This window comes from Proteus vulgaris (assembly GCF_011045815.1).
GTDB lineage: Bacteria > Pseudomonadota > Gammaproteobacteria > Enterobacterales > Enterobacteriaceae > Proteus > Proteus vulgaris_B.
In genome coordinates this window covers 441,264-453,971 of record NZ_CP047344.1, presented here as the reverse complement: position 1 = coordinate 453,971, position 12,708 = coordinate 441,264, and the positions used below count along the sequence as shown (strand labels likewise).

Genomic DNA, 12,708 nt, shown 5'->3' with positions numbered 1-12,708 from the left:
ATTGAAATAATTTCTTATTTATATAAAGAGAGTGTAATGATTTTATTACACTCTCTTTTTTAATTCATTTGAAACTTATTAATCTCTATCTATAATAAAAGTGATTATATTTTACTTATTATTCCTCTAATTAATTATTAATAATATAAATCATCAATGGAGCATATTATATATGAATAGCCTGCTTACAAATAAAATTAATGAGATAAAAAAAGAATATAAAAATAATAAATATGTCTTTATTCCTCAAAATGTTGTTATTGATTTAATAAAACAATTAGGCGCTGAAGAAAAAGATATTAATACACTAATAGAGTACGGCGATTATTTAGCACAAGATCCTACCCTTTCTTTTCGTCACTCTCGAACAGGACGCTACCTTTTTGATAATGACATAGAAACTATCTCCAGATTAGAGTACCAACCTTTTGTTCTCACTGAGGAAGATGGATTTATTCGTGAAGACAGTGGTGCACAAAGACATTTTAGAGCACTTGATGATCGCTGGCAGAGCAATACTGCCTATCAAGCCTTATTAAAGTTAAAAATGCTATTAATTCAAGGCAATACATTTACTCCTCGCCACTTAACAGATCAACAATCGCCAAAATCAATATCGACTGTTTTTCATTTAAGATTAATTGCTCAACCGGATTCTTTAAGCGAACTTTCAATTGAAGGAGTGCATAAGGATGGAGTTGACCACACCATGATTGTTACGATGAATAAGCATAATGTTAAGGACAACACAGGTGCTTTACGTGTTCATTCACCACAAGAAGCCATAGGAACACCTTGGCAAGAAATTAATCCTGAAAATGTGCTGTATGAACACAATAATGCACAATATCTTGATGTTTTATTAATTGCAGATAATGAGTTAAATCATAGCGGTACACCTATTTTTACTCATGATAATAAAAATCAGGCTTACCAAGATTTTATGGTTTTATTATCTCGTTATCCTACCGTTGATGCTCACCCGTCACATAAATTCGATTCAATCAATGCACACCCTGATTTACCCTTGACGCTTTATTTAAATCAGTCAGTTGCTTAGTCATAAAGCGTTATTATATAAATTAAAATCGTTGAGCTCGGCTAAGTAATAAATCAATAATCAAGACAAGGTTCGATTCAAAAGATGAGCTTTCGATAGTATCACAATGATAATTCACTGCATCGTCATAAATGGGAAAATGAATATCAGCAAGTTCTGCCAATGGATTGGCACTTGCACGAGTAAATGCAACAATCTTCATACCAATACTTTTCGCTATTCTCACCTTTTCAACTACTTGCTCTGTCTCTCCACTACGAGATATCGCAATAAAAACGGTATAGCGTGAAGCATTATTAATAAAGATATTCTTACTGTCGCTCAATCCTGAGAGAAATGCATCCTTGCCAATCAGTTGTAATCGCTTACTGATATATTCTGAGAATATATGAGAAAATCCTGCACCATAAATAAAAAATGAATTCTTACTGTTAATTAAATTAACAAAAGCGTGTCTTTTCTCATCTGAAATTAACGTGAAGGTTTTTAAATAATTTGCCAAAAACTGATCAAAAAGAGGCTCTGTTACCTCGTTTTCATCACTTTTTAATTGATGAGATTTTTCAGCCGTAGATAACAACTGCTTGCAATAATAAACCAACTCGCTATAACCAGAAAAACCTAATTTCTGGCAAAGTCGCATAATGGTCGTTGTCGAAACAAAATTGGCTTGTGCTAGTGCTCTGATCGTAAGTTTTCCAACTTGTGCTGGATTATCAATTAAATAAGAGAGAATACGATATTCTGCGCGTGTTAATTCTGTTGCTCTTGAGAGTAAAGATGATAATCGTGCCGACATACCGGTTACCTTCATTGATACATCGTCCTTACCAACATAAAAGGAAAATGCTGTTCTGGTGATAGAACAGCATTTTTATTCAATTACTCGTTAACAGCAAGTGTTGAGATCAAACACGCTTACCCTTTACATAAGCTTTACGTAATTCAGGCCAATATTCACGATTTGCTTCGATCATATCATCAAGGATCTTCTTCGCGTGGATCACACTTGGAACTGTTTTATTCAGTGTGAACGCCTCTAGTGCTTTTTCATAGCTACCTTCAAGTGTTGCTTCCACCAATAATTGCTCTGATGCCAGTTGTTGTTCCAGTAAAGTCCGATGGAAACGAGGAATATCGCCTACACGAATAGGCTCAGGACCATGAGACGTAATATAAGCGGGTACTTCAACCATCGCATCATAAGGTAAATCAGAAATTGCACCTTTATTTTCAACAATCACCAAGTGACGCTGACGTAAATCAAAAGCTAAAGAGCAAGCAACATCAACAATAAAGGCACCATGAACACCGACATGGAATGCATCTGGTAAAATCCCCGTCTCTTTATATTCTCGAGCAGCTTCAAACAGGCGTTTTTCACGACCATCCATCACTTCGTTTGCACGAGTGTAGTCAGGATCTTGATGTTCCACGATATAATTTGGCATCAAGTAGTACTGTAAATATGGGTTTGGAATATATTCAGGGAATGCTTCCATTAATGGCTGAATATGACGCCACGTTTTTACCCATGATGGATCAGAATGTTGTGGGTCAGTTTGTGCCGCATCTTCTGTTAAAAGACCAAATTTAGCGATATGTTCACGTAATTCAGGCAGTTTTTCTTCACCTTTTACGCGCACTGAAGTAAACCAACCAAAGTGATTTAAGCCAAAATAATCCACATCTAAATCATGACGATCCACTTTTAATACAGCGGCCATATTACGCATTGCCGCAACAGGCATATCACAGATATTCAATACTTGAGCATTAGGACGTAAACGACGCACACCTTCAGCAACAATCGCCGCTGGATTAGAATAATTTACAATCCATGCTTTAGGAGAGGCATGTTGTTCAACTAAATCAATTAGCTCAACCATTGGTAAAATAGTGCGTAAACCATAAGCAAGTCCTCCGGGTCCACAGGTTTCTTGCCCAACAACACCATGACGTAATGGAATTTTTTCATCCTGTTCACGCATTTTGTATTGACCCACACGCATTTGGGCAAATACAAAGTGAGCACCATCAAATGCCGTTTCTGGATCTGTTGTCACCGTAAATTTAATGGTATCACTATGATCACGGATCACTTTTTCAACCACGGGTGCAATAGTATCTTGGCGATCTTTATCAATGTCGTATAAACGAATTTCACTCAGTGGAAAATCCTCTAAACGTACCATTAAACTTTTTACAATTCCCGGTGTATAGGTGCTTCCGCCGCCTGCAATACTTAAGATAAAAGGTGATTTCGTCATCTTACTTTCTCCTATTAAAGTGCGGCTTCGACCGCTTCACGCATTTTTTTTACATGTAATCCATAAACCACTTGAACATTATTACCGTGGCGAACAACGCCTTTAGCACCGGTTTTTTTCAGTAGACCTTCATGAATTGCATCGACATTTTTAACAATGACTCGTAAGCGCGTATAACAATTATCAACAACTTCAATATTGTCACGCCCACCTAGTCCTTCAATAATATCTTCACCTAAGCTATTAATTATTTTAGTGTTTTGTTCCTCACCAGTGACTACTTCTGCTTTTTTCTTATAGTCTTCTTTGCTATATAGTCGCGTTTCTTCATCATCATCCTCTCGCCCAGGAGTTTTAAGATCTAGTTTTAAAATCAAGGTTCTAAAGATAACGAAATAGAGAGCTGACATAATCAAACCCACCACGATATACATTGGCCAATTTGATTTTTCAGTCCCTAACGGCAAGTTATATAAAATAAAGTCAATGACACCATTTGCACCAATCGCATGAACACCTAATAGGTAGAACAGCATCATGCCAATACCCGTCAATACGGCGTGAACTAAAAATAAAACAGGAGCAACAAAAAGGAAGGAAAACTCAAGAGGCTCTGTCACCCCTAGCAAGAAAGAAGTTGCAGCCGCAGGAATTAAAATCGCCTTTGCTATCTGCTTTTTCTCTTTTTTGGCTACAGAGATCATGGCTACAGCTGCTGCTGTTAGACCGAACATTTTAGCAATACCACGAGCATCCCAAATTACAGTGCTACTGAGTTGTTTCACGTCAGGACAAGCCATTTCAGCAAAATAGATATTTCTCGCACCTTGGTAAGTTGTGCCACAAACATCAGCAACACCGCCTAGTTCGGTATACAAGAATGGGGTATAGACTAAATGGTGTAATCCTGTTGGGATAAGAATGCGTTCTAAGAATCCATAAATCAGCGCACCAAAAGCACCAGAGTCATGAATAACAAGTGCCATTTTAGTAATACCTGCCTGAGCAAAAGGCCAGATTTCACACATTAAAACGGCCAATGCAATGGTGAAGGGAATAGCAATAATGGCGACAAAACAGTGACCAGAATAGATAGCCATAATGCCACTAAATTGACGACCTGAATAACGATTATAAAGCCATCCAGATATTGCCCCTGTTAAAATACCGGCAAATACTCCCATCTCAAGGACTTGAACACCTAATACCATGCCTTGACCTGCGGCTCGCATCTCTTCTGCGCTAACCAACTTCCCTTGCAGTGTTAGCGTAATATTCATCGCATTCGTGAAAATAACAAACACGACTAAGCCAATTAGCCCTGCATAACCTTTATCTTTTTTTGCTAAGCCAACAGGAATACCTACAGCAAAAATCAGCGCCAAATTGACTAAAATAGCAACCGATGATTTTGCGAGTAATTGTCCAATGCTTTGAATAACCGGGTGATTTAAAAACGGAATATATTCCGCAAGATTGCCATTACCAAAGACGTTACCTAAAGCGATATATAAACCGATAATAGGTAATATCAAGACGGGTCCATATAAGGATTTACCAAACGCTTGTAGGGCATTAATGAGTTTTTTCATACAGTATCTCGTTGTTGTTTTCTTACACTCATTTCCATGACAGCATCCTGCGCTGGCCTTAAATAAAAAGCAATTTATCCACTTGATTTAGAAACGGATTACGTCAAAAGTAACATGTTACTTTTTTTATTGTGAGCCAACGCATGGTGAATATTCAGACAGATAAAAAGAGGTTTTAACGATAAGCTGTAGAAAAAAGAGCTTGTGACAATAAAAAATCATAAAAAAAAACGAGCTTACTGACACAAGGTCAATAAACTCGGTCTTAAGGCAGAAAAGTAATATTAATCAGATAAAATTAGCCCTCGGCGGCTTCTCTTAAACGACGTTTAATATTGCTATATTCCGTTTTCACATAGTGTTCTGCCTGAGCCTGTTCCTTGATTGGCTCAACACATACTGCACAATATTTATACTCAGGTGTTTTGGTTATTGGGCTTAAGTTTTCCGCAACGAGTTCGTTACAAGCACCAATCCACCACTGGTAAGTCATATATACCGCGCCTTTATTCGGTCTATCACTGACTGCAGCACGCGTAATCACTTTACCTTGACGAGAGCGTATCCAAACTAGCTCTTGATCTTTAATTCCTAGTTGTTTGGCATCTTCAGTGTTTAACTGAACATAGCCCGGTTCATCAGCTAATGCCGCCAATGCTTTACAGTTACCCGTCATTGAACGGCAAGAGTAGTGCCCAACTTCACGGACTGTTGCCAGCACCATTGGGAATTCATCAGAAAGTTTGTCAATGGGTGGTGCCCACTCACAAGTAAAGAATTGACCTTTACCGTTAGGGGTATCAAAGTTACCACCATCATACAAATATTGTGTACCTGGGCTATCCTCTGTTGGGCAAGGCCATTGAATATAAGCCAAGTCCGCCATTTTTTCGTAAGTCGCACCATAATAAATTGGGCATAACTCACGCAACTCATCCCAAATCTCTTTGGTATTGTTGTAATGCATTGGATAACCCATTGCGGTTGCCATCAGACTGATGATTTGCCAGTCTGTTTTCACATCACCAACAGGTTCAACCGCTTTATAGAAACGTTGGAAACCACGGTCTGCAGCAGTGTAAACACCTTCATGTTCACCCCATGATGTTGCAGGGAAGATAACGTCAGCAATCGCTGCCGTTTTGGTCATAAAGATATCTTGGACTATCAGCAGTTCCAGTTTGTCAAAAGTTCTACGGATGGTTGCTAAATCAGGCTCAGTTTGCAGTGGATCTTCACCCATTACATAGTGAGCTTTTAATAAGCCGTGATCGATATTGTGAGGAACTTCACTCAATGCATAGCCCACTTCTTCTGGCATCGATTCAATGCCCCAGAACTTAGCAAATTTCTCACGTGCTTTTTCGTCGGTAACGTATTGATAGCCTGGTAGTGTGTTAGGTAATGCTCCCATATCACACGCGCCTTGTACGTTATTTTGACCACGAACGGGGCCAACTCCGACATACTTTTTACCTAAATTGCCGGTTAATAATGCCAAACTAGTCAATGAACGGACAGTTTCAACACCTTGGTAGAATTGAGTAACACCCATACCCCAAAGAATTGTTGCTGTTTCTGCTTTTGCGTACATACGCGCAGCTTCACGAATGATTTGAGCACTTAAACCTGTTGTTTCTTCAACTGATTCAGGTGTATAGCTTTCAACTAATTTACAATATTCTTCAAATTGCTCAGTATGATTTTCAATAAAGGATTTATCATGCAATCCTTCTTCAATAATCACATGTGCAATTGCATTTAATAGTGCAATGTTAGAACCATTTTTTAAGCCTAAGTGTAAATCGGCTAAGCGTGCTGTTTCGATGTAACGAGGGTCACATACAATAATTTTGGCACCCTTTTCTTTCGCCTTAACAATACGACGAGCAACAATAGGATGCGAGTCTGCGGCGTTATAACCGAAGACAAATAGACATTTGGTATCCTCAATCTCGACGATTGAGTTGCTCATAGCACCATTACCGACCGAACGCTGCAGACCTGCAACCGAAGGGCCGTGTCAGACACGAGCACAGCAGTCTATATTATTATTTCCGATAACCGCACGAGCAAATTTCTGCATAACGAAGTTAGCTTCGTTACCCGGACCTCGTGATGAACCGGTTGTCATAATAGATTTAGCACCGTATTTCTCTTTGATAGCAAGCAGTTTGCTACTGGCAAACTCAATCGCTTCTTCCCAAGAAACCGATTCTAATTTTCCGCCTCTTTCACGACGGATCATTGGTGTTTTAAGACGTGGAGTCAGTATCTTAGTATCATGGATAAAATCCCATCCATAATACCCTTTCAGACACAGCTCACCTTGGTTTGTTAAACCATTGGCTCCTTCAGCGCCAATGATTTTACCGTTTTCCACCTTCAGGTAGATTTTGCATCCTGAGGCGCAATACGGACAGACCGTGATGACTTTTTTCATCAACATTGCTCCTGTGTTCATCAACTTTCAGGTTATTACCTGATCTTCTCCTTTATCTATGCAGAGAGTGTGCCAAATAAGCACGTTTTTTTAGCTTTCTGTAATGCAATGAAAAATAAAGAGAAATAAATGTGAATAAATCAATGAACAAGTAATGAATAATGAAATAGCGAAGAGTCATCGACACTAATGACGATATTTATGTCGACTTTCATTTTCATCAATATACGTTATACATAAGGACTTATAGCGAAAAAATATCCTTCATTTGATAAGAAATAACAATTAAGCAAATACGCCTTCTTATCTTCCTTTATCGAGGCCTTGCCGTATATAATGATGACAACCTCCTAATATCTCTACCAATATTTCTATTTACTATAACTATTCAAAATTAATAATTTTGATATTAATGTTATTCAAATAAAAAATTTTTAAACTTCAATAAAAAAAAGCACATAATACTGAACCTGAAAACAACTTCGCGGTCATAAAGACCTCTACACCATACATTTTGATAATAATTGAACATGCAAAAATTAAAGTTTTTAAGGTTTTCGAAAGAAAATATTGCCCTTTTTTTAGCTATCTATCTTGGTTTTTTTCTTAATATTTCCGTTTACATTGGCCGGTACGGCACACAGAACACAAACAACCCCCTCATTGATGCATTATATATTCTAGGTGAAATTGCCGTTAATATTGCTTTTACTTTCTTCTTATTACGACTTATTTCTTTTTTCGGCTCTCTATTTTTTAAAGTCGTTGCCTCTTTTATTCTCATTGTTAGTGTCTGTGCGAGTTACTATATTTCTTTTTATGACGTCGTCATTGGATACGGTATTATCATTTCAACACTCACCACAGATACCGATTTATCTAAAGAGCTGGTCAGCCCAAATGTGATTATTTGGATTATTGGCTTATCTATTTTGCCCCTAGCGCTTATTTGGCTATGTAAGAAACCAGAAAAAAATCTCACTACACAACAAAAGAAAAAAATCTGGATAAAAAATACCGTAAAAATGCTAGTGATTGCACTGGCTGTTTTTGCCTATTTAAAAACACTCGATTCAAGACAAAAAGCCTATGAAATCAAAAATAATTTGGATCTACCGAGCTATAGCGGTGGCTTAAGTTATGCGTATTTGCCGACAAACTGGATTATTCCACTCTTTCAATATGCTATAACGCAATATGACGATACCTTTAATAACCAAAATATTTTTAATCCAGCCGATCATTTCACCTATCAACCATCAAAAGCTAATGAAGATGTATATGTTGTCTTTATTATTGGTGAGACCGCAAGATGGGATCATATGGGATTACTGGGTTATGAAAGACAAACAAATCCTCTATTAAGCCAAGAAAAAAACTTAGTTGCGTTTAAAGGTATTTCTTGTGATACCGCAACCAAGCTTTCGCTAAAATGTATGTTTGTTCGTGAAGATGGGACCGAAAGTAACGACCAGCGTACATTAAAAGAGAACAATATTTTCTCAGTTCTGAAACAGTTAGGAATGACATCAGAACTTTTTTCAATGCAAAGTGAGCTGTGGTTTTACAATAAACTTGATTTAAACAACTATGCAATGAAAGAGATGATGACCGCGAAGAACAGCAACTTCGGTAAAGAGCTAGATGACACCCTACTGATTGCCGAAACAGCAAATGCCGTCGCTAATTATCCTAAAGGGAACCATTTAGTGATTCTACATACGAAAGGTTCTCACTTTATGTATTCTCAGCGTTATCCTGAGTCATTCAAAAAATATCAACCTGAATGTTTAAATGTGGATGATGAGTGTACCAAAGAGCAATTAGTGAATGCTTATGATAACTCGATTCTTTATACCGACTATTTTATTGATGGCATACTCGACACATTACGCGATAAGAAAGCCATTGTGTTTTATACCTCCGATCACGGTGAATCTATTTCAGAGAAAGGTGGCTTACACGGCACACCAAAAGAAATTGCACCACCAGAACAATTTAAGGTGCCTTTCTTAGTTTGGATGTCGGATAGTTATTTAGCTGAGCCTGAAAATAAACAGTTATTTGATAATCTAAAACGTAATCAAGATGCAGAGCGCACGTTCTATCATCACAATATTTTTGATTCGATGTTAGGTTGCTTAGGTTATTCATCACCAGATGGAGGGATTAATAATCAAAATAACCTCTGTTTTGGTGATATGCCATCAACCCAAAATTAAATTTTCGTAATAACCAATAGACAAAACCCCATGCTTGATATCAAACATGGGGTTTTTATTATCATAAGTATATATATTGTTTTATTTTTCTATTTTTAAATCTTTCATTTTTAGCTTTACAACTTCATCCCAGTTGTCAATATAATATTGACATTCATAACATCCTAATTCTGCGGCCTTCTTATAATAAAATCTTGCTTTTTCAAAATCTAACGGTATATCACGCCCTAAAAAATACTCAGTACCTACTGCTTGATAACCACCATAATAACCCGCATCACCTGCTTGATGAAATAATTCCATTGCCTTTTTAATATTATTGTTTTTATCATACATATAACCTAAATTTACAGCTGATGGCCCCATGTAATCATCTTGTCGATCAATAGAGCGTTGGTAATATTTTTCAGCTTCAACATTATTACCACTTTGCTGATAAATAACTGAAACCATCCAATTAGCTTCACTATTACCATCATCAGCAAGTTTTATTAAACTATAAAATTCATCTTTTGTATTTGGCATTTTTATGTTGGACGATGCTAGAAAATCGGGATCATGTGAATAAACTTTATCAGGAACAAGAATATCAGCCATTGTGTTTCCACTTAACATAATTGCCGTACTAAAAAAAATGATTTTAATCCATCTATTTTTCATAACCATATATCATCACTATTAAGTAAGGTATTATTCTTTTGAGAAGAAATATGTGTATTAAATACGATATCGGAAATTTCAGTATGACGGCCATCATTCCATATAACAGTGCTTGTTAATAAAATTTGATTTCCATTTTCATCTATAATGCCATTTTTCTTATAATTTAAATCTATTGATTCTATACCTGAGCACTCAATCTTAATCAATTCATCAGCATCTGTTTTTCCATCAATATTTTTATCTATCCATAGATTTAAAGAAGACCAGATTATGTCGCTCTTATCAATTCTATTATCTTGATTGCTATCATATTGAGATAATGCTTCAAACCCGTGCTTTGCATAACCCTCTGATATATTAGAAGTATTATTACCAAACATTTCATTCCCATTATCTATAACACCATTTTTATTTTTATCAAATACAAGGAATGCACTATTATTATCTATCCATCCTGTCGATTCTTTTACTTCATCATTATTATGATCAAAATGAATACTCTCATCATCAGGTAATGTAAAAATCCCACTCTCTGTTAATGCAATAACTAATGGTGTTTCAGTTTCTTTCTGCTCATCAATATATTCTTGCATTTTTTCAATAATTTTATCTGGTGTATCACCAATTAATTGTAGAATATAATCTGGGTTGTGTTCTCCATTTTCAGTTAACGCTAATATATAGTTCACAAAATCAATACAATTATTATTAAATAGATTATAGTTACTCTCAAAATGGGTATAATCACCTGACTTCATCTTTGATATTGCATTATTAATTCTACCAATAATTTCATTGGTATATAAAGGTAATGTAACGCTTGTCACTTTATTGGGATCATACCCTTTAGAATCATGAAAGGTTAAATTATCTGAACCACCTTCCATTTTAGATCCCCCCATTCCCCAACCAATTGACTCTCCTTTAAATTCAATCCAAGCATGACCAAACTTTGATTTTGTTGATTGGTTATTTATATCTGTATATACAGTATGTGATGGTGCTATTTTTACAGTAATTGTTTCTCGAATAGTATAGTTTTTTCCTATTATTTCATTTCTTTCTATAAGACCAAAATCCTTTCCAACATTATTACCCATTTAATAATCCATTATAAAAATAGTGATATAAAAACATGACACTATAATTTATAGATTTATTTTTATATAAAAATAAAACCGCACTTAACATTTAATTTAAGTGCGGTTCATTTTATTTTTTTTAATACATTTTTAATTATTGATTAAAACTTGCTTCAGTATAAAGTGGAGTAGATTGAATATCTTTTATTGTTTTCGCGCCACCTAACATCATATTAATTCTTAATTCTTTATTTAAATGTTGGATAACTGAATTCACACCTTCAGCACCACCTAAATTTAAACCATAAAGAATTGGACGACCTACTGCAACAACGTCTGCGCCACTTGCTAATGCTTTAAATACATGAGAGCCACGACGAACACCACTGTCAAAGACAATAGGAACACGTTTGTTCACGACTTTTGCAATGGCAGGTAACATATCAATGGTTGCAGGTGCGCTGTCTAATTGACGACCACCATGGTTAGAAACCCAAATTGCATCTGCACCTGCTTTAATGGCTGTATCTGCATCTTCAGGTGATTCGATACCTTTTACAATTACAGGTAAGCCAGACATTTTTTTCACATACTGAATATCTGCTGGTGTGAAAGCTTGTTTTGCTTGAGCATAAATTTCACTGATACCCGCACCTTTACCTGTCTTAGATTTGTCATCGCTAATTTTTGCGAATGCTTCTAAGTTGGCAAAACCTAATGGGAATTGGAAATTATTTTTCACATCATCTTCACGATACCCACCAACCGAAGAGTCGATAGTCATAATGATACCTTTAGCGCCATACTGTTTCGCTTGAGATAAAATATATTCGTTAAAGGCATCATTTTTGCTCATATAGAGCTGGAAGAAGAACGGATAACCTGGCTGAGCATCAGCCACTTCTTTGATGGTTTTATTTCCATAAGTACTTAATGAGAAAATAGAACCTGCTTTCGCCATACCTTTTGCTGTGGCAACTTCGCCTTGTTGATGAGCAAGCCCTTGAGCTGCCATCGGTGCCTGAATAATAGGCGTATCTAATTTAATACCTAGAAATTCTGTTTTTAGATTTATGTCAGAAAATTCGATGCCTTGTAATGAACGAGGCATAATATATTTTTTATCAAAAGCAGTCGTATTTGAACGTAAATTATTTTCGTCTTCTGCACCACCACGAATATAACCAAAAGCCCCTTTTTCCATATTCGCCTGAACTTGTGCTTCCATGGCTTTTAAGTTAACTATTTTAATTGGGCCTTCTGCTGTACTTGCTTTATATTCAGCTGCTTGTGCAACACCTACGCTTAATGCCATTGCAATAGCGGTTGTTTTTAATAGCTTATTTTTCATTTCTGATCCATTTGTTAATTTAATT

General features: G+C 36.2%; 9 protein-coding genes. 2 read left to right on the top strand and 7 right to left on the bottom strand.

Annotated features, from left to right (window positions below; genetic code table 11):
- The first annotated feature begins 172 nt into the window (after positions 1-172).
- Positions 173-1,060, top strand: a complete 888-nt coding sequence (locus tag GTH24_RS02215) for a 2OG-Fe dioxygenase family protein (RefSeq protein WP_164525900.1) — start codon at positions 173-175, stop codon at positions 1,058-1,060.
- A 22-nt stretch (positions 1,061-1,082) separates the two neighbouring features.
- On the opposite strand, the gene GTH24_RS02210 is transcribed toward GTH24_RS02215, so the two are convergent.
- The 4 genes from GTH24_RS02210 to fdhF all read right to left on the bottom strand — a co-directional run bounded on the left by GTH24_RS02210 (position 1,083) and on the right by fdhF (position 7,365).
- Positions 1,083-1,859, bottom strand: coding sequence for a MurR/RpiR family transcriptional regulator (locus tag GTH24_RS02210; protein WP_072069839.1), 777 nt, complete (start codon positions 1,857-1,859; stop codon positions 1,083-1,085).
- A 109-nt stretch (positions 1,860-1,968) separates the two neighbouring features.
- Positions 1,969-3,330: a 6-phospho-alpha-glucosidase gene (locus GTH24_RS02205; RefSeq protein ID WP_164525899.1), complete on the bottom strand. Its 1,362-nt coding sequence runs from the start codon at positions 3,328-3,330 to the stop codon at positions 1,969-1,971.
- A gap of 14 nt (positions 3,331-3,344) precedes the next feature.
- Entirely contained in the window at positions 3,345-4,922 is a 1,578-nt protein-coding gene (locus GTH24_RS02200; protein ID WP_164525898.1) for a PTS transporter subunit EIIC, read from the bottom strand.
- A gap of 298 nt (positions 4,923-5,220) precedes the next feature.
- Positions 5,221-7,365 carry a formate dehydrogenase subunit alpha gene (gene fdhF / locus GTH24_RS02195; RefSeq protein ID WP_082151813.1) on the bottom strand — a complete coding sequence of 715 codons (2,145 nt, stop codon included), beginning with the start codon at positions 7,363-7,365 and terminating at the stop codon, positions 5,221-5,223.
- A gap of 530 nt (positions 7,366-7,895) precedes the next feature.
- Between fdhF and eptB the strand changes: the two genes are divergently transcribed.
- Positions 7,896-9,587, top strand: coding sequence for a kdo(2)-lipid A phosphoethanolamine 7''-transferase (eptB, locus tag GTH24_RS02190; protein WP_164525897.1), 1,692 nt, complete (start codon positions 7,896-7,898; stop codon positions 9,585-9,587).
- Positions 9,588-9,668: 81 nt separating this feature from the next.
- Here eptB and GTH24_RS02185 read toward each other — a convergent pair whose 3' ends face one another.
- From GTH24_RS02185 to GTH24_RS02175, 3 genes are all read right to left on the bottom strand, one after another.
- Complete coding sequence (locus tag GTH24_RS02185) at positions 9,669-10,247, bottom strand: tetratricopeptide repeat protein (protein WP_164525896.1); 579 nt, start codon at positions 10,245-10,247, stop codon at positions 9,669-9,671.
- Positions 10,244-11,350 carry a hypothetical protein gene (locus GTH24_RS02180; protein ID WP_164525895.1) on the bottom strand — a complete coding sequence of 369 codons (1,107 nt, stop codon included), beginning with the start codon at positions 11,348-11,350 and terminating at the stop codon, positions 10,244-10,246. The genes GTH24_RS02185 and GTH24_RS02180 overlap by 4 nt, the downstream gene beginning before the upstream one ends.
- A gap of 136 nt (positions 11,351-11,486) precedes the next feature.
- On the bottom strand, positions 11,487-12,683 hold the full coding sequence (locus GTH24_RS02175) for a lactate oxidase (RefSeq protein WP_072069845.1): 1,197 nt from the start codon (positions 12,681-12,683) through the stop codon (positions 11,487-11,489).
- Positions 12,684-12,708 lie beyond the last annotated feature (25 nt).

Bases quoted from the DNA above. Each gene is read 5' to 3' on its own strand.
- GTH24_RS02175 (WP_072069845.1), bottom strand. From the start codon at position 12,683: ATGAAAAATAAGCTATTAAAAACAACCGCTATTGCAATGGCATTAAGC.
- GTH24_RS02210 (WP_072069839.1), bottom strand. From the start codon at position 1,859: ATGTCGGCACGATTATCATCTTTACTCTCAAGAGCAACAGAATTAACA.
- GTH24_RS02215 (WP_164525900.1), top strand. From the start codon at position 173: ATGAATAGCCTGCTTACAAATAAAATTAATGAGATAAAAAAAGAATAT.
- GTH24_RS02180 (WP_164525895.1), bottom strand. From the start codon at position 11,350: ATGGGTAATAATGTTGGAAAGGATTTTGGTCTTATAGAAAGAAATGAA.
- GTH24_RS02185 (WP_164525896.1), bottom strand. From the start codon at position 10,247: ATGAAAAATAGATGGATTAAAATCATTTTTTTTAGTACGGCAATTATG.
- GTH24_RS02200 (WP_164525898.1), bottom strand. From the start codon at position 4,922: ATGAAAAAACTCATTAATGCCCTACAAGCGTTTGGTAAATCCTTATAT.
- GTH24_RS02205 (WP_164525899.1), bottom strand. From the start codon at position 3,330: ATGACGAAATCACCTTTTATCTTAAGTATTGCAGGCGGCGGAAGCACC.
- eptB (WP_164525897.1), top strand. From the start codon at position 7,896: ATGCAAAAATTAAAGTTTTTAAGGTTTTCGAAAGAAAATATTGCCCTT.